Consider the following 25,220-nt stretch of genomic DNA (forward strand, 5'->3'; position numbering starts at 1 on the left):
GCGCTCAGCTATCCTTCACAAACAGATAGCCCTTGCTTCTGACGGTCTTGATGCGATGCGGATGGTGGGGGTCATCACCGATCTTGGGGCGGATCCGCGATACCCGCACATCGATAGACCGATCCTGTCCGTCGTAGCGAATACCGCGAAGCTGAGAAAAGATCTCTTCCCGGGTCAACACGCGTCCGGCATGGCTCGCCAACAGCCACAGCAGATCGAATTCTGCACTGGTCAGGTCGATACGCTCACCCTTCAACCAGGCTTCCCGGGTCGCATTGTCGATGTCCAGATCCTGGAACGACAGCCGGCTTTCGCCCCCGGCCTCTGCGCCGTCGAGTCGGCGCAGCAACGCGCGCATGCGTGCCAGCAGCACACGCGGCTGCACCGGCTTGGGCACGTAGTCGTCGGCGCCCATCTCGAGTCCCAGCACCTGATCCATGTCATCCGTGCGAGCGGTGAGCATCAGGATCGGGCCTGAGTAGTCGCTGCGTACACGGCGACAGATGGACAGGCCATCTTCCCCCGGCAGCATCAGGTCAAGGATCACCAGATCCGGCTGCAGCGACAGGATGCGATCGACTCCCTTACCGCCGTCCTCTTCCAGGCTCACGCGAAAGCCGTTGGCTTCCAGGTAGTCCCGTGTCAGACCAGCGAGACGCTCATCATCTTCGATGATGAGTACGTGATCCTGTTCTCGTTGCTCTGAGCGATCTTCCATAGGGTTTCTCATTCCTTGTGGCGAGTACCGGGCATGAAGCATGCCGGACAGACGACTGATACTAAGCAATGTCACACGCGATAACACAAGGATACCCGAAATTTTCGCCGTCGCCTGCCCTCTCTTCGGTCCCGTCCTGACGCTGCCTTACGCCTGCCAGCGGCACCAACACTGGCCTGGCTGGACGCCCCGGGATGCCCCTCTCCCAAGCGCTGCGACCGGCGTGACATTACCCACTTGATGAAGGCAAAAATGCACACTATCTTGTGTTCGTGGCCCGCCAAGGCACTACATAGTGTGCCTCTAGCAAGTCCACCGAAGGCTGTCAATCAGCACGGAACGACGCCTTCTCACGCCCTTTTCCACGACTCTTCTCGCCTTACAGGGAGCCTCGGCGCCATGGAAACCATCGCAAGCCCGGATCGACCGTCTGTCTCTGTCACTGCGCCCAACACATTGCGCGTGATCAAGCGCACCGGTGATGTGGTGCCCTTCGATGCCGGCAAGATCGCGGTGGCCATCAGCAAGGCCTTCATCGCCGTCGAGGGAGACAACGCCGCCACCTCGAGTCGGGTACGCGACTTCGTCAAGCACTCCGCAGAGGCCATCGAACACACCTTCGCCCGGCGCCTGGCGGATGGAGGCACCGTACATATCGAGGATATTCAGGATCAGGTCGAGCTAGTGCTGATGCGCAGTGGCGAGCAAAAGGTCGCCCGCGCTTACGTGCTCTATCGTGAAGAGCATGCCCGAGCCCGCCAGGACAGCGGCATCGCCAAGCCTCACCCCACGCTCAACGTTACCGCCGCCGACGGCAGCCGCCGCCCCCTCGACCTGGGACGCATAGAAACCCTGGTCTTCGACGCCTGCGAAGGGCTCGAGAACGTCGACCCGAACAAGATTGTTCAAGACTCCCTGAAGAACCTTTACGACGGCGTGACCATCGACGGCGTGTCGCAAGCGCTGATGATGACCGCCCGCACCCTGGTCGAGAAAGACCCCAACTACACCTACGTCACCGCTCGCCTGCTGCAGGACAACCTGCGCCGCGAGGCACTGTCGTTCCTCGAAGTGGCAGAAGACGCCACCTACGGTGACATGGCCAGGCTCTACACGCCGGCCTTCGTGCGCTATGTCGAGCGCGGGATCGAGTTCGAACAGCTCGACCCAGAGCTTGCCAACTTCGATCTGGAGCGTCTCGGCGAAGCCCTGGATCACCGCCGCGACAATCAGTTCACCTACCTCGGCCTGCAGACCCTCTACGATCGCTACTTCCTGCATCGTGACAACGTGCGCTACGAGCTGCCCCAGGTGATGTTCATGCGTGTCGCCATGGGCCTGGCATTGAAGGAAACTGAGCGTGAGGCCCGCGCCATTGAGTTCTACGAGCTGCTGTCGAGCTTTGACTACATGGCGTCGACACCCACCCTGTTCAATGCAGGCACCGTGCGCAGCCAACTCTCCAGCTGCTACCTGACTACCGTGTCCGACGACCTCGAGAGCATCTACGGCGCTATCCGTGACAACGCCATGCTGTCCAAGTGGGCCGGTGGTCTCGGCAATGACTGGACTCCTGTGCGCGCCCTGGGCTCCTACATCAAGGGCACCAACGGCAAGTCCCAGGGAGTAGTGCCGTTTCTCAAGGTCGTCAACGACACCGCCGTGGCGGTCAATCAGGGCGGCAAGCGCAAGGGCGCGGTCTGCGCCTACCTGGAGACCTGGCATCTGGATGTCGAGGAGTTTCTCGAACTGCGCAAGAACACCGGCGACGACCGGCGTCGCACCCACGACATGAATACCGCCAACTGGGTGCCGGACCTGTTCATGAAGCGGGTGTTCGACGACGAGCAGTGGACCCTGTTCTCGCCGTCCAGCTGCCCGGACCTGCATGACCTGTACGGTGTTGCCTTCGAGAAGCGCTACACCGAGTACGAGGAAATGACCCGCAACGGTCAGATCACCCTGTACAAGCGGGTCAAGGCCAAGGACCTGTGGCGCAAGATGCTGTCGATGCTGTTCGAGACCGGCCATCCCTGGATCACCTTCAAGGATGCCTGCAATCTTCGCAGCCCGCAGAGTCATGCTGGCGTTGTGCACAGCTCCAACCTATGTACCGAGATCACCCTCAATACCTCCGCTGACGAAATTGCGGTGTGCAACCTGGGGTCCATCAACCTGGCCAATCACATCGTCGAGGGCCAGCTGGAGGCCAGCAAGCTGAGAAAGACCGTGCGTACCGCCGTGCGCATGCTCGACAACGTTATCGACATCAACTACTACGCGGTGCCCCAGGCGCGACAGTCAAACCTCAAGCACCGCCCCGTGGGTCTTGGCCTGATGGGCTTCCAGGATGCGCTGTATGCCCAGGGCATCGCCTACGCCAGCGAGCAGGCAATCACCTTTGCTGATCGCTCCATGGAGCTGATCAGCTATCACGCCATCGAGGCGTCCAGTGACCTGGCTGCCGAGCGCGGGCGCTACGCAAGCTTCGAGGGGTCGCTGTGGAGTCAGGGGATTCTGCCGATCGACTCGATCGACAGGCTCAAGGCCGAGCGAGGCGAGCGCTTCATTGAGATCGACACCAGCCAGACCCAGGACTGGGAACGCCTGCGCAGCAAGGTGCAGCAGCAGGGCATGCGCAACTCCAACGTCATGGCCATCGCCCCCACCGCCACCATCTCGAACATCTGCGGCGTCACCCAGTCCATCGAGCCGACTTACCAGAACCTGTTCGTCAAATCGAACCTGTCCGGCGAATTCACCGTGGTCAACGCCTACATGGTCAGCGACCTCAAGCAGCGCGGCCTGTGGGACGAGGTGATGATCAATGACCTCAAGTACTACGACGGCAGCGTCCAGCCTATCGATCGTGTCCCGGACGACCTCAAGGCCAAGTACGCCACTGCCTTCGAAGTCGAGCCAAAGTGGCTGGTCGAGGCGGCCGCGCGACGTCAGAAATGGATCGATCAGGCCCAGTCGCTGAACCTCTACATCCAAGGGGTATCCGGCAAGAAACTGGACGTGACCTATCGCATGGCCTGGTTTCGAGGACTCAAGACCACCTACTACCTGCGGGCGCTGGGCGCCACCTCGGTGGAGAAATCCACGGTCAACCGCGGCAAGTTGAATGCCGTCGCCAACGGCGCTTCCACTGACGCGCCCACCGCAGCTCCCTCGCCCAGTATCGACACCGCAGTCGAGGGAGAGCCCCGGGGCATCGATGATTTCCTCAAGGGCAAGGGCGGCCAACGTCCTCCCTCCGCCGGCGATATCGATGAACTAGGCTGCGAGGCCTGCCAGTAATCCGGACCACCACGCTCGGTCCTGTGGGCAAGCCCCCGCAGGCCAGGCCGAGGCGACCAGACACCCCTGCCGACGCCCTGCGCGTCGGCCGATCAGACGATCGGGAGAGAGCCACAATGCTGAACTGGGACGAGTTTCACGAGGACGACACCGCCACCGCCGAAGTTCCGGAACCGCGAAAGGTACCGGAGCCGCAAAAGGCACCACAGCCGGCAACGGCTCCGGTCACCGAACCGGCGGTCGAGGCGAAGGAGGCGGTGCGCGAAAGCACTGGCCACTATGGCGTCGCCGACCACAACCGCCTGGCCCGCGCACGCCAGGCCCTTGAGGAGCTCGACGTGGCGGCAGGTCTCGAAGAGCTCGAGATGGGCGCGGCGCGTATCCAGGTCGATGACAAGCAGATGATCAACGCCCGCGCCGACCTCAATCAGCTGGTGCCGTTCAAGTACGAGTGGGCCTGGCAGAAGTACCTGGACGGCAGCGCCAACCACTGGATGCCCCAGGAAGTGAACATGAACGCGGACATCGCGCTATGGAAGAGCAACGACGGCTTGACCGCCGACGAGCGCCGTATTGTCGAACGTTCGCTGGGCTACTTCTCCACCGCCGACTCCCTGGTCGCCAACAATCTGGTGCTGGCCCTGTATCGCCTGATCACCAACCCGGAATGCCGCCAGTACCTGCTGCGTCAGGCTTTCGAGGAAGCGATCCACACCCACGCCTACCAGTACTGCGTGGAGTCGCTGGGCATGGACGAAGGCGAAGTCTTCAACATGTATCGCGAAGTGCCTTCCGTGGCCGCCAAGTCCGCCTGGAGCCTGAAACATACCCAGTCCCTGGCGCGCCCGGACTTCCACACCGGCACCGTAGAGACCGATCAGGAACTGCTGCGCAACCTGATCGCCTTCTACTGCGTCACCGAAGGGATCTTCTTCTACTGCGGCTTCAGCCAGATCCTGTCCATGGGCCGTCGCAACAAGATGACCGGCGTGGCCGAGCAGTTTCAGTACATCCTGCGTGACGAGTCGATGCACCTGAACTTCGGCGTCGACATGATCAACCAGATCAAGATCGAAAACCCGCATCTGTGGACGCCCGAGTTTCAGGATGAGGTCACGCAGATGATCCTCGAGGGCACCGAGCTCGAGATCAGCTACGCGCGTGACACCATGCCTCGAGGGGTGCTGGGCATGAACGCGGCCATCATGGAAGAGTACCTGCACTTCATCTGCAACCGCCGCCTGGCCCAGATTGGCCTGAAAGAGCAGTTCCCCGGTGCCCAGAACCCCTTCCCGTGGATGAGCGAGATCATCGACCTGCGCAAGGAAAAGAACTTCTTCGAGACCCGCGTCACCGAGTATCAGGTCGGCGGCGCACTGAGCTGGGATTGACACCGTGGGACGCCCAGGCCGCATGCCACGGGCGTCTTCATCTTGAGCTGTGAACGGCATCCGCTTGCGAGCGGGTGATGGCGAGACCCCAAGATCTAGCCACCTAGTGAGAGGGCAATACCATGACAGTGTCCAACGCAACACCACAGCAGCACCAGCACGACACTCGCGCCTGGCAGACCGCACTGGACCAGGCCCTGGCCGCCCATGGCGGCGAGCGCGCCCTGGCTCGCTACGACCACCTGGCCCATGCCTTCCCTGCCCCTAAATATGACCCCCACGATGATCACCACCCCCACCTGAACCTGGACGCTTTGAAGCGCTGGGCGCTGTATCGTGGCTGGCGCGCTCAGCCGGACACCGATCGCGTAGGGCTGGCCAGCACGCCACCGATTCGCTTTACCCGGCTGTCACGACATCGCATTACCAGCCATTAAGGCTTCGAGAGACGTGACAGCGCTCACTGACGGTCATCACCGCGTGGGAGCGCTGTCGCATGGCGTTTCATCCAGCCTGTGACACGCCAACCTCAGCGGCTGCACCGACGCCCGATCCAGCCGCTACCGATCAGCATGCCCAGGGTAATCAGCCCCGCGGCACCGGCCAGCCACAGACTGGGGGCGGCATAGCCAGTGACCACCAGCACCAGCGTCGACAGCAGCGGCGTAAAGTAGGCGAGGAAGCCCAGCAGGCGTAGATCGCCCTGCTTGACCCCGATATCCCAGGTAAAGAACGCGCTGCCTACCGGGCCCAGACCCAGGGCAATGACACCGAGCCAAGCGCTGCCCTCGGGCCAACGAGTCGTCTCGAAGGCCAGGTGACAGATCGCTGCGAGTATCGCCGTGGCCAGGCAGAAGCCGCCCACGGCGGCGGTCGGCACCTTGCTGGTGGCCCGGGACAGTACCGAGTAACCGCTCCACACAAAGGCACTGGCAAAGGCGGCAACGTAGCCAAGCAGACTGCCACCGGCATTGACATCACCGCCGATCAACAACACCGCACCACAGAAGCCCAGCACACTGCCGATGACGTGATAGCCGCGCAGGCGCTCGCCGGGTAACAGCGCTACCATCAGCACGATCAGCAGCGGCCACAGGTAGCTGATCAAGCCAGCATTGGCAGGCGGCGCATTCTGCTGAGCAACGAAATACAGGGCGTGATAGCCAAACAGCCCACCGACACCCAGCGCCCAGATCAGCGCTGGCTGGCGCATGGGCGCGATGACCGCCTCTCCCCGCAGGCGCTGATAGACCACGAAGCAGACGAAGGCCACCGCAAACGCCAAGGCGGTCAATAGAAATGGCGGCACCGGACCGGCCAGTTGGGTGAACAGCGACAGCATGGCCCAATTGAGCACGGTGGTAGCGCCAATCAAGGTGGCCCGGCGCCGCAGATCAGGTCGCACTGCGATGTCACTGCTGGATGAGGATGAAGAAACAGACATGAGGACCTCCACACAGACGAGGACTCGAGTGTGTGCGGCGCACGCCATCATGTCTTGTACGATTCTGACCTTTGCAAGACCTGCTGGGCGGTCTGTTGTCGCCAGCGCCCCGGCGGCATCCCGTGGGCCTCACCAAAGACCCGGGTAAAATGTGCTGCATCGTGAAAACCACAGGCCAGGGCAATCTCGCTGAGGGAGACGGGCATGGCCCTCCCGTGGGCGCCAGTGCCCATCAGCAGCTGACGGGCCAGGATCAGACGCTCGCGGCGTAGCCAGGCCGCCGGTGCCATGCCCATCAGGACGCGAAATTGACGCGCAAAGACGGCCTCGGACAGGTGACAGAGGCTGGCCATGTCGCTGACCCGCCATGGCTGCTCCAGACGACGACGGACCTCTGGCAACAGTCTGAGCAGACTTAGCCGCTGGGACGGCAACGGCTTGCCCCCCCCTGCGTCAAGCGCTGTCGCCAAGGTCAGCAGCCACTGAGCCAGCCGAGGTACATCCGCAGGGCCCGTAGGCGCGGCGGTCGCCAGTGCTGTGGGGACCTTGATCCCCGACAGGCGGCGGCTCGCCCCTCGACCGGATTCAAACAAGGATTCGATACCCAGGGCATGGCACCACTCCACCGGGAGATCGAGCACCAGGACGTCATTGTCCGCGGGGGCGAGATAATGATGCAGGTCACCGCTGGGGACCGGTGCCAGCACGCCTTCGCTTACCCGCAGACACCTACCGGCCACCTCCAGCTCGACCATGCCACCTTGCCCCAGCAGCAGTTGCTGGTAGTCATGCCGGTCACTGAGCACCCTATCCGGGTAGCTACGCCGTTCGATTACTGGAGCGTCAAGCATCATTGCAAGGTCATGTCCCAAAGCCAGACCTTCAGTCTAGCCCTCGCGCCGTCGCCCTGGAAACCTGGGCGCCAGCTGATCCAGGTCAAACGTACTTCCTTGGCAGAAGCGATACCCTCTCATTTACAACCCCGCCAGGCTCTGATAGAGATGTCTGTCGGAGGTCCTCTCCATGGAACATGCAGGAGGTCCGTCATGGCGACATCCAAGAGTGTCATCAAGCGCGTTTACGTTCCCACCCACGTCAAGACCCTGCCCAACGGTGAACGGGTAAAGGTCCCGGGCCACTACAAGAAGGTCCCGACGGCACACTAGTTCGCGTTTGCCACGCCCTGGAGCCGTCGATCGCTGACCGCTGTCACGCGTTGCTGATTCTGTCACTCTAGATCCAGCCACCCTTGACCCCGTCACACTGATCCAGTCACCCCAGACCCAGTCACCCCAGACCCAGTCACCCAGACTCCGTCATCCAAGGATCAGGCGGAAGACGGCTCCCGACACACCCGCCACCAGCCAAGTCCTGCCGGCACGCCGAAGAGTAGCGCATGCACCAGCAGCTCCTCCCCCAGGGCATAGCCGTGTGACAACCCGACGCTTAAGTTCCAGGCACAGACTCCCAGCCATGCCAGGCTAAAGACCCACATCGCGGTATGCTGACGAGGCTTTGGACAGGTCAAGAGCAACAGCAAGACCAGTGCCACGCCAATGATGATCATGATCAGCAGACGCATCTCCCTCTCCTCCTGCCAGTCGAGCGAAGCGCACCGACGGCGCTTTGCCATGGATGTTGACGCAGCCTGTCATCGCCATGACCGTGCGAGACACGGCGACTCGCTATTCAGGCATCGCGTCCGGCGCCATCACGATCAGCCGTGACGCCCCTTGCCGATGCTTCAGCGCCACGACGAGGTACGACGTCCCTGGTGCTTCGGTGAACGTCCACAGCCCCTCTACGGCACCGCCAGCAAGGGACTGTGTGCCCAAGGCTTGGCCAGTGTCGGGCTGCAGGAAATACAGCCTCGAGGCACTGCTGGCACCGACGACCACGGTGTTTTCGATCGTGACAGGTGCGGTCAAGCCACTCGCCCCCATCAAACGTCGCGGTGAGAACTGCGACGGCTTCAGGTGGCGAACGTCCAGGCCCGCCACCGTGGCCACCCACTCCCCCGTTGCCGAAGGCCCTAGGCCGACACGCGCCACCGCCCCCCAAGGAGGCGTTTGGCACCATGGCCACGCAAGCCTGCCCCCGTCGCGGCTGACCAGGCCAGTGCTGGCAAGCAGGTAGGCGCCTTCGTCCGGCGAGCCGAAGATCGTTTGTCGTGACCAGGGCGGTGCCATGGGCAGATGCACGAGCAGGTCCGCGAGCAGGTCTGTCAGCGGAGCCGGTAGCGCACTGGGAAGACCGTGATCCCGAGTGCGCTGGCGCAGCCGACACCAGAGTTGATCAACGGGGGTGAGCCCCCAGGCATCTCGCTCAGCCGCGCTAGCCGTTGTCAGCGCTGTGTTGCGCCAGGGCTCCTCGGCCAAGGGCGGTGAAGCGGCCAGCACCTCGTGGGACAGTATCTCCCCGGTCAACCGGTCGAATAGCGTCAACCCGGCGGCGGTGTCAGCCACCATCACCAGCGCTGTCGCGTCAGGCTGTTCCTCTCTGCCGCCGGCATCTTCCCCAGCGTCGGCGAGACCTGCCTCTTCTGCCGTCAGTGTCACCAAGGCAGCCGTGCCAGACGCGGTGATACCGCCCAGCATCTCGGTCTGCCACAGGACGGTGCCATCGCTGATATCCACTGCCTGTATCAGGCTTCCTGCGTCGCCGGTAGGCACCCTGGCGGCGGACGACACGATCAGGCGATTCAGTGCCTGATCGACCGCCAGCAGTCTGTCGCCACCTGCCGCGTCTCCCCAGCTCCACAGGCTCTCTCCCGAGCCGCTGTCGAGCAGTTGGAGGGCGGGGCCATCCTCCATGGCAGATGCCACTATCGCGCCATCGGTCACCTGCAACGCCGCCAGCGACGTCGCTTCGACGGTGGTCATCCCGGCCGCGGCAAAGCTCTCGCAGGGCCTGCCGGTGTCGGCGTCCAGCGCCAGCAAAGTGCCGGATGAGGAGGCGACAAACAGCCGCTGCGGACACATCAAGTCGGTCTCGCTGATACCGCTCTCACCGGCGCCTTCATGGGTGGATGCCAATTCCAGGGGATCCCCTTCTTGCTCTCCTGGGATGGGTACAAACACCCCCGCCGCGCCCTCGACGGGGCCTTGCCAGGCATCATGAAAGGCCAGATACGCGCAGCGTTCCCCGGCAACATCGCCTTGCCACTGGTAGGCCCATAGCGGCTCTCCCGTGGTGGCTCGGCGTGCCATCACTCCCTGCTGGGTGCAGACAAACAGCTGCTGCTGATCATCCGACAGTGCTAGGGACGACACCCCTGCCGTCAGCTCGGTGTGCCAGACGTCGGTCAGTGCGAGCGGCGCAAGAGCACGATCACCTTGCTGCCACGCCTCGACAATATGCGGTGCCGCCGCCAGCAGCGGTAGCGCCAGACCAACGATCGACGTCAGCCCGGTTCCCTGACGACCGAGGCCAGTGGCGCCGCGAGACCACCATGGCAGGAGCAACACCAGTCCCAGCAAGGCCGGGGCCCAGAGCCGAGGTATCAAGCGCCAGGCATCCAGCCCCACCTCCCACAGCGCCCAACCAAGCGTGCCGGCGAGCAACGCCGCATACACCGTCAAGGTGCCGCGCCAGCGCCCCATCAACCCTGCGGCCACTGCCACCAGCCCCGCGGCAGATACCACGTAATAGACACTGCCGCCCTGAGCCAGCAGCAGCGCTCCCGCCAGTAGCTGCACCAATGCCACTACAGCCAGCACCAGTCCCAGCATGATGGAAGGCCCCTTGGCAGCCCGACGGTTATCCATTGAGTGCATCTCCTTTCGTCCCTGACGGCCACGAGGCAAGTCGTCGCCTCAGCTCTCGCGACGTGCAGCTTCAGAATAGAAGCTGCCGGTGATCACTGCGACCTACGTCCACCCTCGTGGCGTACCGTGCAGAGGCACGCCAAATGCCTGGCGTGAGGCGACGAACATGGCATGATGTGCCATCCATCCGTTGCTCCAGAGGAACACGCCGATGAATCTGTACGGCGATACCCGTTCGGGAAACTGCTACAAGATCAAGCTGCTGGCCTCACTGCTCGACATCCGAATGGTGTGGATCGGCATCGATATCCTGGCCGGTGACACCCGTGAAGAGGATTTTCTCGGGCGTAATCCCAACGGCAAGATTCCCCTTCTTGAGCTGGATGACGGACGCTTTCTGGCAGAGTCCAACGCGATTCTCCACTACCTGGCCGGCGGCAGTGATTGGCTACCGCAGGACCGCTTTGAGCATGCCAAGGTGCTGCAGTGGCAATACTTCGAACAGTACAGCCATGAACCCTATATCGCCGTTGCCCGCTTCATCTCGCTGTATCTCGGCCTGCCTGATGAACGCAAGGCCGAGTACGAAGCCAAGAAAGAGGGCGGCTACAAGGCGCTGAAGGTCATGGAGCGTCAGCTGGAAGCGACGCCTTATTTGGTCGGCGACCGCCCGACCATTGCGGATATTTCGCTGTATGCCTATACCCACGTTGCCCATGAAGGCGGCTTCTCGCTGTCGACGTTTCCCGGCATACGGGCCTGGCTCGAGCGCATTCAAGCGCTGCCAGGCTATGTCTCCCTCGGTGACGAAGCGCTCCCTGCCTGAGCCGTTGAGGTGGCCATGGTCAATGACCGACCGGCCCGGTCGGTCATCTCTCATTGTCGGATATCAGGTATGCTGGTGGCTTCTTGCAACGCCGTAACGGAGTCACGACTTGGCCACCGCCCTCCTTTTCAACGTCTTGATTTTTCTTGCTGCAGCCGTGGTGGTGGTACCCGTCATCAAGCGCCTGGGACTGGGAGAGGTGCTGGGCTACCTGATCGCTGGGGTACTGATTGGCCCGTCTGCCCTCGGCCTGGTGCCTGACGCGGAAGGCGTGCTGCAGTTTTCCCAGGTCGGCATCGTCTTCCTGCTGTTTGTCATCGGCCTGGAACTCAAGCCGGCGCGTCTCAAGCTGATGCGTAAACCGGTCTTCGGCTTCGGATCGCTGCAGGTCGCCATCACCACCCTCGTGCTCGGCGTCACGGCTCTCGCGCTAGGCCTGTCTCCGGTCGCGGCGGCCGTCGTCGGCTTCAGCCTCGGACTGTGCTCCACCCCGCTGGTCCTGCATCTGCTCGGTGAGCGCCAGGAGCTCAACAGTCGCCACGGGCGCAAGGCGTTCTCCCTGTTGCTGTTTCAGGACATGGCCGCCATCCCGGTGCTGGCCGTGATCCCGATCCTCGGCGCGGATAGCCTGGCCGCCGGAGGAGTGATGTCAGCGCTCAAGGAGGTGGCGATTGCGGTCGCCGCCTTCGCCGGCCTTATCTTCGGGGGACGCAAGCTATTGCCGCCGCTGTTTCGCAGAGCGGCCGCCACCGAAAGCCGCGAGGTGTTTGCCGGCATGTCGCTGCTGGTCTTGATTGGTGCCGCCTTGCTGATGGAGCTGGCAGGCCTGTCGATGGCCCTGGGGGCATTTATTGCCGGCATTCTGCTGGCCGACTCTGAATACCGCCACAGTATCGAGGCAGATATCGAGCCCTTCAGAGGCCTCTTGCTAGGTCTGTTTTTCATGGCCGTGGGCATGACCGCCCAGATCGGGCTGCTGGCCGAGACCCCGGGGCTGGTCCTGGGGCTGACCGCACTGCTGCTGGTGGCCAAGGGCGCCAGTCTGATGCTGGCGGCACGCGCCTATGGCTGTGGCTGGCGCGAGACCACCACCCTGGGGGTGCTGCTATCTCAAGGTGGCGAGTTTGCTTTCGTGGTACTGACCGCGGCCGGCAGCGCAGCGCTGCTGGAGACCAGTCTCGTCAGCCTGCTGGTGCTGGTCGTGTCGCTGTCCATGGCCACCACGCCGGTACTGTTTCTCGGCTATGAGCGGTGGATCCGCCCGCTCTTCAAGAAACCTCGTCCGAAGCGCCAGTTCGACGCCATGGACGACGACTCACCCAGGATCATCCTGGCGGGATTCGGTCGCTTTGGTCAGGTGATGGGACGCGCGCTCCAGGGACTCGAGATTCCCTACACGATTCTCGACATCAACGCCGACCACGTGGATTTCGTGCGACGCTACGGCAACAAGGTCTACTTTGGCGACGCCACCCGTCTCGACCTGCTGGAGGCCGCAGGGGCTCGCCAGGCCCAGGTACTGGTAGTGGCGGTGGGTGATCCCGAGATTTCCATGCGTATCATCCAGCGTGCCAGCAAGCGCTTTCCCCACCTCAAGATCTACGCTCGCGCGCGGGATCGTCAGCATGCCCAGCGGCTGATGCGAGCCAAGGTGGATTACGTGCTGCGCGAGCTGCTGCCAGCCAGTCTCGAGATGACCCGAGAAGTGCTGATCGGGCTGGGCATTCCGCGGGACAAGGCCCAACAGACCATCGATACCTTCCGCCCCCATGATGAAGATACCCTGCGGCGACAGCTCGAAGTCTTCGGCAATGAGAAGAAGCAGATGCAGACCATCCGACAGGCGGCCAAGGAACTCGAGACGTTGTACGAAGCGGACGAAGACATCCTGCGCAGGGTCGATGAAATTCCTTCGAGGGCCAGCACCGAGCCCCCCGCCTCCCATCCCCCTGAACGCTAAGGGTCGGGCGAACTCACCTGACGCGGCTGCCACCAGGACGGCAGCCTTTCGCGCACCTCCGGCCAGGCGAAGCGATCATCCAGCAACACCAGCGTGCCGCTGTCCTCTGGCCCGCGGATCACACGTCCGGCGGCCTGAATCACCTTGATCAGCCCAGGAATTCGATAGGCGTAGTTGTCCCCCTGGCCAAAGCGCGCCTCGAGGCGTGACTTCAAGGCCTCCTGGCGAGCGTCGCTGGGAGGCAAGCCCAGGGTCGCCACAAAGGCACCGATCAGCCGATCTCCCGGCAGGTCCACGCCCTCCGAGAAGACACTGCCCAACACCGCAAACGCAATACCAAAGCCTCCCGGTGCGAAATCGGCCAGAAACGCTTCCCGCTCGGCTTCGTCCATGCCGCGACGCTGCACCCGCCGGGGAATCTCCGGGTAGGCATCGGCCATGGCGGCGACCACTCTATCCAGATAGGCAAAGCTCGAGAAAAACGCCAGGTAGTGGCCGGGACGCCGCTGATACTGGGCTGCCATCATCTCGATGATACCCGGCAGCGACTGTTCCCGGTGGCGGTAGCGGGTCGACAGATGGGTGCAGATCCTGACGTCGAGCTGCTCGGCAGTGAAGGGAGATTCGACCTCGGCCCACACGCTGTGGGCCGGTAGTCCCAGCAAGTCTTGCTGGTAGCGTGGCGGAGCCAGCGTCGCCGAGAACAACACGCTGGCATGGGCGGCTGCAAAGCGCGGAGCGAGAAAGTCGCCAGGCACCTGATTGACGATGGCAAGTCGGGCGCGACCTCGCCCCCGGCGGGTCAACTCGCACATGGAGTGGTCGCCGAATCGCTCGGCCAGGCGAGAGAATGCCAAAGCCTCGAACAACGCATCGGTCAGGGCGGGCCGGGTATCTTCAGGATGTTCTCCCAGGTGATCACCGATGGCACCGCTCAATCCTTGCAGGGCCTGCAGAAACTCTGCCGGAATCGTCCCCAGGGTCATCCAGCGCGGTGCATCCCGAGACCCGGGCTGGTCGCCGCCATGTTCCCGCACCACCGCCTGCCACTGCCGCACAACCCGTGCCAGAGGCTGTTTCAGCGCGGCGGGCGCCTCCTTGCTCAGACGTGCCAGACTGCGCTGATCGATACTGGCCGAATACATGCCTCGCGCTCTATCGATCAGATTGTGCGCCTCGTCCACCAGCAGCGCCAGGCGCCATTGGCGCGCCTGAGCCAGGCCATGCAGCAGAGCGCTAGCGTCGAAGTAGTGATTGACGTCCCCCACCACCAGGTCGCACCAGCGTGCCATTTCCTGGCCCAGATAGTAGGGGCACAGACGATGCGCCAGCGCCACCTCACGCAGCCCGGGGCGATCCAGCCTGGCGTGGGCTACGGCGGCCTGGCGCGCTTGGGGCAGTCGATCATAGAAGCCCTGCGCCAACGGACAGCTATCACCGTGACAGGCCAGATCAGGGTGTTCGCAGGCCTTGTCTCGCGCGACCAGCTCCAGCACACGAAGCCGCCGCTCGGGGCCTGGATCCAGCTGATTGACGGCTGACAGCGCCAGCTGCCGCCCGGTGGTCTTCATGGTCAGGAAAGCCACGCGATCGAGGCCATGCCGTGGCATGGCCTTCAACGCCGGAAACAGGCTGCCCAGGGTCTTGCCGATCCCGGTCGGCGCCTCGACCAGCAAGGCCTTGCCGGTGGCCACCGCCTTGTAGGTGGCTTCCGCCATCTGGCGTTGCCCGGGACGAAAGTCGAGATACGGAAAGCGCAGGCCCTGCAGGGCACTGTCGCGGCGGCGTCGATGGCGCGCCTCGCTCTTGGCCCAGTGCAGATAGTCGTGACAGGCCGCAGCGAGCTCCTGCCACAGCTCCGAGGCGGATGCCTCACAGCTGAGAAGAGTTTCACGACCTGTCACCAGATCGAGGTAGACCAAGGCCAGGGTGATGCGCTCACGCCGCTGCTGGCGACACCACAGCGCGCCGTAGGCGCGCACCTGCGCCCAGTGCAGCGCCCGCTGGTTGTCGGCCATGCGATCCAGGCGCCCGCGGTGGGTCTTGATTTCCTCGAGCCGTGAACCGTCGTCGGCCACACCATCGATGCGCCCTCTCAGGTGTAGCCCTGCCAGCGTTCCTTCGACGGCCACTTCACTGCGGTAGCCCTCACCGCGGCGGGCCACCACCTGGGCATGACCGTCGATGCCCTCGCGGGAGCTGGGGGCTGGCGTAAAGCGATGATCAAGGTCTCCCCGACGTGCCGTGAAGTCGCACAGCTCACGCACCGCCACCGACATCACCAGGCTATCGTCAGCGACACTGCCGGATAGCCCTTCTCGTTCTGCCTCAGGCAAAGCGTCTGGGTCGTCCGGGCAGCGCGAGTCGTCACTCATCATGCCACCGCACATGACACACCGACACCGCAATCCCGTGGTGATGAAAATGCTCAAGCCAGCGTTTCTGGTTGTCCTGCAGACGGTCTCCTGGCGCCTTGATCTCGATTAGGCGGTAGCGGGGCTCGCCCTCAGCTGCCGCTGGAAAGAACTGAATCAGGTCTGGCCAGCCGGCCCGATTGGCCTTTACATCCTCCAGCATGCGGGTGAAAAAGACCCGAAGATCTGCGCCATCGATGCACTCGAGCGCCACATCCAGCAGCGTGGCATCTAGCACCTCCCAGTGTACAAACGGATTGGCGATGCCCCACTTCTGTTCCCAGCGCCGACGTATCTGGGGGACGTGGGCCTGGTCGTCCAGCGCAGACAGGCAGGCATCGAACCGCTCTCGGCGACGGCTCACGAAGTCCGCGCGATAAAGGTCTGCAGGCCCACGATGAAACGGATGAAAGAAGGCCCCCGGCAAGGGGGTGAAAATGACATCCCAGCACAACAGGCCAAACAGTCCGGCGATCAAGTGATTCTCGACGTAGAACACCGGCGCGCCATCCTCGCTGAGATGATCTCGCACAGCGCGCTCGACGCAACCGCTGTCATTCAGCGCACGGGACGGCAGCGATAGCTGCCACAGCGTGATATCCGCGAGCGCTGCGCGCTCCTGCCGGGGCAGCCCGAGTCGGCGTCTCAGCCGCGGCACCAGGCGCTCCAACGCCTGGTGCTCAGCCTCATCCTGCGGCGCCTCGAGCGCCTGTTCCGCCAGTTCCAGAGCCTGCTGATCATGACCAAGACGCTCCAGCAGGCGTAGCCGCTTGACCCTGGCCTCACCGGGACCCGCCAAGGCATACGCCTCCAAGGCCAGGGCGTCGTGACCAGCACGCTGGGCCTGCTGACCCAGTCTCAGCAGCAGGCGTGCCCGTCGCGATCTCAGCCACGCATTGTCATCAGGCAGCTCAGGCACATCGGCCCATACCGACGCCACGTCCTCGCCTTGCTCGAGGCGCTCGCGCAGGTGGTGCAGCTGAAGATAGGTGTCGACCTCCTGTCGCTGTTGAAAGCCGCGAGAAGCGGGATCGAGTGCCACCTGTTCGTAGCGCATGTGCCCGAGCTCCGCCATGACGAAGTCCGACCAGCTTTGCCGCAGGTTGCCGAAGAACATCAGGCGCAGGCGATCACAGACCTCCATCACGGTCAGTCTCCACAGGCCATCGTCGCTGTCGGGCCACCACTGACTCCAGCGCTGGGGACCCAGCAAGGAAGGCTCCTCATCCGCCGACCTATCCAAGGCATCCGCCGATTGATCCTGGGCATCCGCCAGCGCCTGAGCCAAGCGGGTCTTCGATACCGAGGCCGGGAGCTGATGATCCGGCAAACGTGGCACCAGGACCCGCCGCGCCTCAGCAAGACGCAATTGCGTCATCAGCTCGACATGGCTCACTACCGGGTCCGCCGCGATCAGTTCGGCGGCGGCCAGTTCTTCCAGGGCGAGGCCAAGATCCCCCACTTCCACGTAGTCGAGCCGGGACGTACGAAACAGCTCTCCCTTGCGCGACACCATGCGCACCAACAGAGCTTGAGCAGGTTCGGGGAGACCACCGAACTGCGCGATGAAATCACGCTCAGGAGCGGCCAGCAGATCGCCGTGTCGGCTACTCACCCACGCCAGCACATACTGGAAATGGCGCAGGTAATAGAAGGGGTCGTCGCGCAGGTCTGGAGGTAGCTGCGGCAGGTCAGGAGTCATGGCGGCATCTTATCAAGGATGCCCTATCACGCCCAAGCGCCCACTGACGGACACTTCACTCGCCGTCTTGCTGATCGCCAGCAACGGAAGAGGAAGATGTCCGCTACCGCCATGGACATTTCCTTTTGCTGCTAAGCATTGATGAGCAACTGCTACAGAAAGCCATTTCAGCAAAAGCCGAGTCTGTAATGCCAGTCTATGCTGGTGACACTGAAAACGGCGGAACATGCGGCAGGTAGCGCAAGCGACTTAGATAGCGGCAGGTAGCGCAAGCGCCTTCGATAGACAGTAGATAGATACCAAGGCGCCGATACCCCGTACTGATGAAACACATCGACAACCACGTACTGATCGAGAGCCAGAGGACACGACTCATGCCCCAACAGAAGACCGCCATCATCACCGGATCGACCAGCGGTATCGGACTTGGCATCGCCGAGGGGTTCGCCAAGGCAGGCATCAACCTGGTCATCAACGGTATCGAAGCGGCGTCAGACGTGGAGGCCACCCGGTTGGAGCTTGAGAAACACGGCGTCAAGGTGGTCTACGACAACGCCAACATGATGGAGCCGAGCGAGATCAGCGCCATGCACAAGCGCGCCGAAGCCACGTTCGGCGCCGTCGACATCATCGTCAACAACGCTGGCATACAGCATGTGGCACCGGTCGACGAGTTTCCCGAGGACAAGTGGAACGCCATTATCGCCATCAACATGAATTCGGCCTTTCACCTCACCAAGGCCGCTCTGCCTGGCATGAAGGCCCGCGGCTGGGGCAGAGTGATCAACATCGCCTCGGCTCATGCCCTCGTTGCCTCTCCCTACAAGTCGGCCTACGTGGCCGCCAAGCATGGGGTCTTGGGATTGACCAAGACGGTAGCACTGGAAGTTGCCGAACAGGGCATTACCGTCAACGCCATCTGTCCTGGTTATGTGCTGACGCCGCTGGTCGAGAAGCAGATCCCGGATACCGCCAAGGCACGCGGCATCTCCGAGGATTCGGTCATTCGCGACGTGCTGCTGGCCAACCAGCCCACCCGTGAATTCGTCACCACAGAGCAATTGGCGGCCACCGCCCTGTTCCTGTGTTCTGACGGCGCCGCCTCCATGACCGGCATCGCCTTGCCGGTGGATGGCGGTTGGACAGCACATTGACCCTCCCTGTGCTGGGCTGATGATGCGTAGACAGCACATCGACCGTAACGGCAGCGTTAAGCGGTCAGCTGAAAGGGCCTTACAAAAGGCCTTATAGGAAGGTCTTACAAGAAGGTCTGATAAGAAGGTCTTAAGGACGGTCTTGTGCAAGACCGCTGCACCACAGGAGAAGGTGATGGCCAAGCCACCCAAGAAGATCAATCTGGCATTACAAGGCGGAGGCGCCCATGGCGCCTTCACCTGGGGGGTTCTGGACGCCCTGCTCGACGACCCCTGCATCGAGATCGAAGCCATTTCAGGCACCTCCGCTGGTGCCATGAACGCCGTTGTTCTGGCCGATGGCCTGGTTCAGGGCGGGCGCGAAGCCGCCAGGGAAAAGCTGGAAACCTTCTGGAGAGCGGTCTCCAAGGCAGCACGATTCAGCATTCTGCAGCGCACCCCCTGGGACCGGCTCAGTGGCAACTGGAGTCTCGACTACTCACCGGGCCACGTCTACTTCGACCTGATGACGCGCTTTTTCTCGCCGAGTCAGTTCAACCCGATGAAGTACAACCCCCTTCGGGACATCATCATCGAGCAGGTGGACTTCGATAACGTCTGCGGCTGTGACCAGATGAAGGTCTTCGTCGCCGCCACCAATGCCGAAACAGGACGGGTCAAGATCTTCAACCGCCAGGAACTGACACCGGACATGGTGATGGCGTCTGCCTGTTTGCCGTTTCTGTTCGAGGCTGTGGAAGTCGATGGCGTGCCTTACTGGGATGGCGGGTATTCAGGTAACCCTCCGCTGTTCCCGTTCTACCAGACAACAGAGTCTCGCGACATTCTGATCGTGCAGATCAATCCGGTAGAGCGCGAAGGATCACCCATCAGCGCGCAGGAGATCCTCAATCGGACCAACGAGATCACCTTCAATGCCAGCCTGCTCAAAGAGCTGCGAGCCCTGGCCTTCGTCAAGCGCTTGATCCATGAAGGCCATCTTGATCCGGACACCTATCGCGACATGCTGGTCCACATCATCGACAGCCAGGACCTGCTGAAGCCGCTGGGCGCTTCATCCAAGCTCAATGCGGAGTGGGAGTTCCTGTGTCTGCTTCGTGACAGAGGTCGCCAACGTGCCCAGGCCTGGATCGAGCAACACTACGACGATATCGGCAAGCGAGATAGCGTCGACCTGAGAGAGATGTTTGACGGTATCCACTGATCCAAGGCGACCGGAACGGCAGGCCTGTTGGCATGGGGCGAGTGAGCAGAGGCGCCCTCTCTCGGAAAAGCGAAAGAGCATAGCAGCGCCAGTAAGGCATGGCCTCTGGCGCTGACAAAGCCGGGCCACTGTGGAGCGCTGCCTCAACCAGCCAATGGCCATCGAGAGTCCTGATATCACGTTTGCCGAGGTGCACCCAAGACAAGAAGAGTGCGGCTCACAACAGCAAAGAAAGACACGAAGATCAGTTGAAGTGTGCCGGATGAAAGATAGGCCATCACGGGCACGACAGATGCAACGCTATAAAACGGCCGTATGTTTTAAACAAGAATTTCATTTTCGATGACACCCCCCTAAGTGATGGATGCATGCCATCCCAAAACGCACAACGAGGACGCCGCAATCATGAGCTCACACCCGCCATCACCCAATATGGAAAAAGGCCTCGCCTTCTTCAGGCAACACAATCCTGCCGCCGCCCAGGCGCTGGAAGAAAAGCTCGGTGACTTTGCGCCGGACCTGATGCGCCTGGTGGCCGAATTTCCGTTTGGCGAAATGTACGGTCGTGACGGGCTGGAGCCCAAGGTGCGCCAAGCCGCCACGCTATCGGCCCTGGCCTGCGGCGGCCATGACACCCAGTTGCGCATTCATATCGGTATTGCGCGTTCCCTAGGATTCAGCCGTGACGAATTGGTCGAGCTTTTTATGCAGCTTGCGCCTTACGCCGGTTTCCCCGTGACGATCAATGCCGTACTCGCCGTCAAAGACATCTATCCCGAGTCATGACATCACCCCGGTGATACACGACCCACCCCAACGTAGCGTAAAAAGGAGTCACGCCATGTTTGACCATCAGCAAAATCCGCCCATGGAACCGGTTGACGAAACCGATACTACCCTGGCATTCATCGACCTGGCCGACGTCAAGCTGCCCGCTGGCGCCGCACCGCTGGAGCAGCGTCATCTGCGCTTCCGTCGTGTCGACGTTGGTCCCGGCGGCATCGTGCCCTACCACTCCCACGAAAACCGCCCGGCCATTCTGTTCGTGTTCCAGGGTGAAATCGTCGAGTACAACTCAAAGCACGAGGAGCCGCGTGTGCACAGGGCTCCGTCCATCATCGCCGAGTTCAACGAGATCTGGCACTGGTGGAAGAACGAGTCTGATGGCGACGTCATCATCTATGCCGCCGACCTGGCCGAAACCGAGAAGTGCGCCGAAGGCGAGTGCTAAGACTCGCGGGTGGGGCTAGCTGACACAGCCCCCATCCACAAAGCCGCAGCGATGTGCTGCGGCTTTGTCGTATTTTCACTATCGGTCTTCGGCGCTCGTCTGTTGGGATTCACCTATTCCCCCTCGCCACGGCGACAGACGTCCAGGCGTCACTGACATGGCCGAGTCGGAAAGCCCAGCTCAGTCTGCCAAGCCTCCGGCCAACCACTCTAGCTGTTCCGCGACGGGAATCTCACGGCAGTGCTGGCGATTTTCTCCTGCCCAGAGCGGTGAGAAATCACCGCTGCAGCGGGATTCGTGGGCCGCGCGCAGTTCGCAGAGTGCGCTGGCCGCCAGGGGGAAGTCCGGTACCTCTCGGGAAATGGGGCCCAGCTCTCGCATGGCCCGGTTGACTATTCCCCGGGCCGGTCGGCCAGAAAAGACGTTGGTGATCTCGGTCGTTGAAGCAGGATCCAGCAGCGCCTTGCGATGAACGGCACGCACAGCGGCCTCCGGACAGCACAGTAGCGCTGTGCCAATCTGTACGGCGGCAGCCCCCTGATCAAGCGCCCATCGGACCCCCTGAGGGTCGGCGATCCCCCCTGCCGCCACCACCGGCACCGCCACCGCTTCCACGATACTCGGCAACAGCTTGGCCAAGGGTTGCTGCAGGCTGAGATCATCGCTCAGGAAATGCCCTCGATGGCCGCCGGCCTCGGTGCCCTGCGCAATAATGACGTCGGCGCCATTGGCCTCGAGCCAGCGGGCCTCGTCCAGGGTGGTGGCACTGGACATGACCAGGGCACCACAGCGCTTGACCCGCTCGACGAGCTCGGCGCTCGGCAAGCCGAAGTGAAAGCTGACCACTGCGGGCTTGTGCTTTTCGACAATGGCACAGGAGGCCTCATCGAAAGGACGTCGGGTCGGGCTGTCGCTAGGAGGGGGAGGAGCAATACCGAGCTCCTGATGATAGGGCTCCAGACGTTCTCGCCAACGCTCCAGGCGCTCTGGTTGCGCCTCAGGAGTGGTGTGGCAGAAGAAGTTGACGTTGACGGGGCCATGCCCCTCGATCGCCGCCAGCGCGTGCTCCAGCGCCTCCGGTGACAGCATGCCTGCGGGCAGTCCGCCCAGGCCACCTGCAGCCGTCACCGCGATCGCCAGCGTCTCGTCCTGAGCCCCTGCCATGGGCGCCTGAAAAATGGGGCGCTTCAAGCGAAGTCGCGCAAGGCTGGTCATGGTTGAATCTCCTTATGTGGAGCGGCGGCCTCGTGGTTCAACGACGCCTCACGGGGTCGCAGCTCCAGAATATCGCCACGAATGGCCAAATCGAAACGGCCAAGAAAGCTCATGCCCAGCAATACCGTCTCACCCTCCATGCCAGGACTGATGGAACCATCGACGCGAGACGCGGACAAGCCCCCCAACGTCACAGATTCCAGCGTGGTCAGGGTGCCGCGGGCACGCCCGTTGGCGGTGTGAAACCAAGCGCTGCCATGATCCGGCAACGACAGTTGTCGAGCAAGACTCCCGGGAAGAGCGACCCGCGTCGCACCAGTATCCACCAGGAACGTCACAGGTATGCCATTGATGCTGCCCGGCGCTACAAAGTGTCCACCAGGGCCTCTTTTGAGCTGCAGCGGCTGTCCTTCTGCCACCGCTTCAAGCTGGGCATTGGGGTGCATTTTCTGCGTCAGCCAGACAGACATCCACCAGCCACCCAGTGCCATGAACACCACCCAGAATAACAGCATCATGGCGAGACCTGGGCCACGGGTCCCATGTCGACGGGTCATGCCATTCTCCTTGCTGACGAACACACCACGTCGCCAGAAGCGACGAAGGCAGCATGGCGCAGCCGAGCGGCGACCGCTGTACTGATGCCAGTCGCTACGCGACAAGCGGCAGATCACGGCACAAGTGCCAGGCGTAGCCTCTTATACGGCAGGCGCATCCCATCGGAATGACACCAAGGAGGGTTTATGATGACAGCTTCTACTGACGTACTCCACGACCGCCCCTCTCAACACTTTCATCACTTTCATCACTCTCATCCCTTCCGGCAGGTTCTGGGCACGACCCTGGCCGTGCTGCTCACGGCGATGTTCAGCCCAGGTAGCAGCGCAGACGCTAGCCTTCCGCCCACGACCTCCATGGATGCGGTCGACAAGCATGTCTTCGAGATGTCCCACTACACCACGCAGGGAGGCGACACTATCGCGCCGGTCAGAGTGGGTTGGGAAGCCTATGGCGAGCTCAATGACGCCGCTGACAATGCCATCTTGATCACGCACTTCTTCTCGGGCACTAGCCATGCCGCAGGTCGCTATTCCGGAGAAGACGTTGCCGGCTATTGGGACGCCATCATTGGTCCGGGGAAGCCACTCGATACCAACCGTTACTTCGTGGTGTCCTCGGACACCCTGGTCAACCTCAATGCTGGCGACCCCAGGGTCACCACCACCGGCCCCGCCAGCCTCAACCCCGCCACCGGCGAGCCCTGGGGTACGACATTCCCCCTGGTCGGTATTGGTGACTTCGTGAACGTACAGAAGGCGCTGATGGATGAGTTGGGCATCCAACGCCTGCACGCCGTGATGGGGGCCTCGATGGGGGCTTTGCAAGCGTATGAGTGGGCCAGCGCGTACCCTGATCGGGTCGACCGTCTCATCGCAGTGATTGGCGCTGGCGTTGCCGATCCCTGGCTGATCGCCAGCCTCGACGCCTGGGCCGCTCCGATTCGCCTCGATCCCAACTGGCGCGACGGTGACTACTACGATGATGACCGCCCGCCCATCGACGGCCTGAGAGAATCGCTCAAGCTGATCACCCTGCAGGCCAACCACTGGCGTTGGGCTGATGCCACCTTCGATCGCGACTGGGCGGACCCTCTGGCGTCACCTGAAGCCGATCTCGCTGCCGACTTTGAGGTGGTGGCCACACTCGATGAGATTGCCGCTGCCCGCGCCAGCAAGGCAGACGCCAACCATCTGCTGTATCTGGTTCGGGCCAACCAGAACTTCGTGACCGGAACCGAGGGTGACGCCGAGTCTGGCCTGGCCGCCATAAAGGCCCCCACCCTGCTGCTCTACAGCGCAGATGACCTGGTGTTTCCAGCAGAGAACGTGCTCGACACGGCCCGCATGATTCAGGCTGACGGCACCCCGGTTACCTTGCACACGCTGAAGGGAGATCGCGGGCACCTTGATGGCGTGGTCAGTATCGAGCAAGCCGCCGATCAACTGCGCGGTTTTCTCGAAGCGCCAGTGCGCTGATGGTCGCGCCGACGGCTGCAGCGCCATCGACGCCCACCACCCGTCAGCGTCAGCCCAGGCACCCTCGCTAATGGCCATGGCATCAGCGGGCAAGGTGCCCATGACTGGACCTCAGCAGACAGCCATGCTGGGATGGTCGAGGGTCTGAGGTTACTGACCCTGGGAGCACCGTTTCAGGGTGCTTCCAGGCATATCGACAAGGAGTTCACCGTGAGTCATGACGCTACTCTCCAGGTTGCCGACCTGGATGCAGGTCTGATCTATCGTCTGTTTTCCGGCGCTATCGCACCGCGCCCGATTGCGTGGGTATCAACGCTGAGTAGCGAGGGGCATGCCAACCTGGCGCCTTTCTCGTTTTTCAATGTGGCCAGTGTTGCCCCACCCATACTGGCGTTCTCGCCGCTGCTCAATGGCGAGGGTGGCACCAAGGACACCGTTGCCAATTTGCGAGAGGTGGGCGAATGCATCGTGCACATCGGCGGGGAAGCCCTGGCGGAGGCGCTCAATACCACCAGCGCCAGCCTGCCGCGGAACGGCGATGAGTTCAAACACGCGGGGCTCACCAAGGCGCGCCTTGGCGATCTTCGGGTTCCCCGGATCAGCGAAGCGCCGATCGCCTTCGGCTGTCGTCTCCACGACATCCTTACCTTTGGCGATCAGCCGCTTTCAGGCAACCTGGTGCTGGCCGAAGTGACCGTGATTCACGCCGATCCCAAGGTGTGGGACGGACGCCACGTAGGCCGCGAGGCGCTTGCCCCCATCGGCCGCATGGCTGGCAGTGACTATATTCGCTGCACGGATCTGTTCGCGCTGGAACGTCCCAAGTAACCAGCATTCGGCGCCGGCTCGATTGTC

20 protein-coding genes are annotated in these 25,220 nt (G+C 62.5%); 11 read left to right on the plus strand and 9 right to left on the minus strand.

Annotated features, from left to right (window positions below):
- Positions 1-4: 4 nt before the first annotated feature.
- Entirely contained in the window at positions 5-718 is a 714-nt protein-coding gene (locus JF545_RS09830; RefSeq protein ID WP_206941680.1) for a winged helix-turn-helix domain-containing protein, read from the minus strand.
- 399 nt (positions 719-1,117) lie between these two features.
- Between JF545_RS09830 and JF545_RS09835 the strand changes: the two genes are divergently transcribed.
- The 3 genes from JF545_RS09835 to JF545_RS09845 all read left to right on the plus strand — a co-directional run bounded on the left by JF545_RS09835 (position 1,118) and on the right by JF545_RS09845 (position 5,849).
- Positions 1,118-4,021, plus strand: a complete 2,904-nt coding sequence (locus JF545_RS09835; RefSeq protein ID WP_206941681.1) for a ribonucleoside-diphosphate reductase subunit alpha — start codon at positions 1,118-1,120, stop codon at positions 4,019-4,021.
- A 116-nt stretch (positions 4,022-4,137) separates the two neighbouring features.
- Complete coding sequence (locus JF545_RS09840; RefSeq protein ID WP_206941682.1) at positions 4,138-5,412, plus strand: ribonucleotide-diphosphate reductase subunit beta; 1,275 nt, start codon at positions 4,138-4,140, stop codon at positions 5,410-5,412.
- Positions 5,413-5,534: 122 nt separating this feature from the next.
- Positions 5,535-5,849: a hypothetical protein gene (locus JF545_RS09845; protein ID WP_206941683.1), complete on the plus strand. Its 315-nt coding sequence runs from the start codon at positions 5,535-5,537 to the stop codon at positions 5,847-5,849.
- A gap of 92 nt (positions 5,850-5,941) precedes the next feature.
- On the opposite strand, the gene yddG is transcribed toward JF545_RS09845, so the two are convergent.
- From yddG to JF545_RS09865, 4 genes are all read right to left on the minus strand, one after another.
- Positions 5,942-6,856, minus strand: coding sequence for an aromatic amino acid exporter YddG (gene yddG, locus JF545_RS09850; RefSeq protein ID WP_206941684.1), 915 nt, complete (start codon positions 6,854-6,856; stop codon positions 5,942-5,944).
- 47 nt (positions 6,857-6,903) lie between these two features.
- Positions 6,904-7,710 carry a helix-turn-helix transcriptional regulator gene (locus JF545_RS09855; protein WP_242520762.1) on the minus strand — a complete coding sequence of 269 codons (807 nt, stop codon included), beginning with the start codon at positions 7,708-7,710 and terminating at the stop codon, positions 6,904-6,906.
- A gap of 473 nt (positions 7,711-8,183) precedes the next feature.
- On the minus strand, positions 8,184-8,438 hold the full coding sequence (locus JF545_RS09860) for a hypothetical protein (RefSeq protein ID WP_206941685.1): 255 nt from the start codon (positions 8,436-8,438) through the stop codon (positions 8,184-8,186).
- Positions 8,439-8,541: 103 nt separating this feature from the next.
- On the minus strand, positions 8,542-10,623 hold the full coding sequence (locus JF545_RS09865; RefSeq protein WP_206941686.1) for a PQQ-binding-like beta-propeller repeat protein: 2,082 nt from the start codon (positions 10,621-10,623) through the stop codon (positions 8,542-8,544).
- Between the two features lie 211 nt (positions 10,624-10,834).
- On the opposite strand from JF545_RS09865, the gene JF545_RS09870 reads away from it, so the two are divergent.
- Both JF545_RS09870 and JF545_RS09875 read left to right on the plus strand, forming a co-directional pair.
- Entirely contained in the window at positions 10,835-11,449 is a 615-nt protein-coding gene (locus JF545_RS09870; RefSeq protein ID WP_206941687.1) for a glutathione S-transferase family protein, read from the plus strand.
- Between the two features lie 109 nt (positions 11,450-11,558).
- The gene (locus JF545_RS09875) at positions 11,559-13,409 is read left to right on the plus strand and encodes a monovalent cation:proton antiporter-2 (CPA2) family protein (protein ID WP_206941689.1); all 1,851 of its coding nucleotides are present in this window, start codon (positions 11,559-11,561) and stop codon (positions 13,407-13,409) included.
- Here JF545_RS09875 and JF545_RS09880 read toward each other — a convergent pair.
- Positions 13,406-15,688: an ATP-dependent DNA helicase gene (locus JF545_RS09880; protein WP_206941825.1), complete on the minus strand. Its 2,283-nt coding sequence runs from the start codon at positions 15,686-15,688 to the stop codon at positions 13,406-13,408. The genes JF545_RS09875 and JF545_RS09880 overlap by 4 nt on opposite strands.
- 88 nt (positions 15,689-15,776) lie before the next feature.
- Entirely contained in the window at positions 15,777-17,525 is a 1,749-nt protein-coding gene (locus JF545_RS09885; RefSeq protein WP_206941691.1) for a VRR-NUC domain-containing protein, read from the minus strand.
- A 374-nt stretch (positions 17,526-17,899) separates the two neighbouring features.
- Between JF545_RS09885 and JF545_RS09890 the strand changes: the two genes are divergently transcribed.
- From JF545_RS09890 to JF545_RS09905, 4 genes are all read left to right on the plus strand, one after another.
- Complete coding sequence (locus tag JF545_RS09890) at positions 17,900-18,679, plus strand: 3-hydroxybutyrate dehydrogenase (protein ID WP_224908555.1); 780 nt, start codon at positions 17,900-17,902, stop codon at positions 18,677-18,679.
- Positions 18,680-18,854: 175 nt separating this feature from the next.
- Positions 18,855-19,883 (plus strand): patatin-like phospholipase family protein, encoded by a 1,029-nt coding sequence (locus JF545_RS09895; RefSeq protein WP_206941695.1) that lies wholly within the window; start codon positions 18,855-18,857, stop codon positions 19,881-19,883.
- A gap of 405 nt (positions 19,884-20,288) precedes the next feature.
- Entirely contained in the window at positions 20,289-20,669 is a 381-nt protein-coding gene (locus JF545_RS09900) for a carboxymuconolactone decarboxylase family protein (protein WP_206941697.1), read from the plus strand.
- Between the two features lie 55 nt (positions 20,670-20,724).
- The gene (locus JF545_RS09905) at positions 20,725-21,114 is read left to right on the plus strand and encodes a cupin domain-containing protein (RefSeq protein WP_206941700.1); all 390 of its coding nucleotides are present in this window, start codon (positions 20,725-20,727) and stop codon (positions 21,112-21,114) included.
- Positions 21,115-21,294: 180 nt separating this feature from the next.
- Here the strand turns inward: JF545_RS09905 and JF545_RS09910 are convergent, their stop codons facing one another.
- Together JF545_RS09910 and JF545_RS09915 are read right to left on the minus strand one after the other, a co-directional pair.
- The gene (locus tag JF545_RS09910; protein WP_206941702.1) at positions 21,295-22,329 is read right to left on the minus strand and encodes an NAD(P)H-dependent flavin oxidoreductase; all 1,035 of its coding nucleotides are present in this window, start codon (positions 22,327-22,329) and stop codon (positions 21,295-21,297) included.
- A complete protein-coding gene (locus JF545_RS09915; protein WP_242520763.1) occupies positions 22,326-22,886 on the minus strand; it encodes a retropepsin-like aspartic protease family protein in 561 nt (186 codons plus the stop codon). The genes JF545_RS09910 and JF545_RS09915 overlap by 4 nt, the downstream gene beginning before the upstream one ends.
- A 189-nt stretch (positions 22,887-23,075) precedes the next feature.
- Here JF545_RS09915 and JF545_RS09920 point away from each other — a divergent pair, with 189 nt between their 5' ends.
- Together JF545_RS09920 and JF545_RS09925 are read left to right on the plus strand one after the other, a co-directional pair.
- The gene (locus tag JF545_RS09920) at positions 23,076-24,365 is read left to right on the plus strand and encodes an E22 family MetX-like putative esterase (protein WP_242520764.1); all 1,290 of its coding nucleotides are present in this window, start codon (positions 23,076-23,078) and stop codon (positions 24,363-24,365) included.
- A gap of 210 nt (positions 24,366-24,575) precedes the next feature.
- The gene (locus tag JF545_RS09925; RefSeq protein ID WP_347401323.1) at positions 24,576-25,193 is read left to right on the plus strand and encodes a flavin reductase family protein; all 618 of its coding nucleotides are present in this window, start codon (positions 24,576-24,578) and stop codon (positions 25,191-25,193) included.
- Positions 25,194-25,220 lie beyond the last annotated feature (27 nt).

This window comes from Halomonas litopenaei (assembly GCF_017303055.1).
In the GTDB taxonomy this organism is placed as follows: domain Bacteria; phylum Pseudomonadota; class Gammaproteobacteria; order Pseudomonadales; family Halomonadaceae; genus Halomonas; species Halomonas litopenaei_A.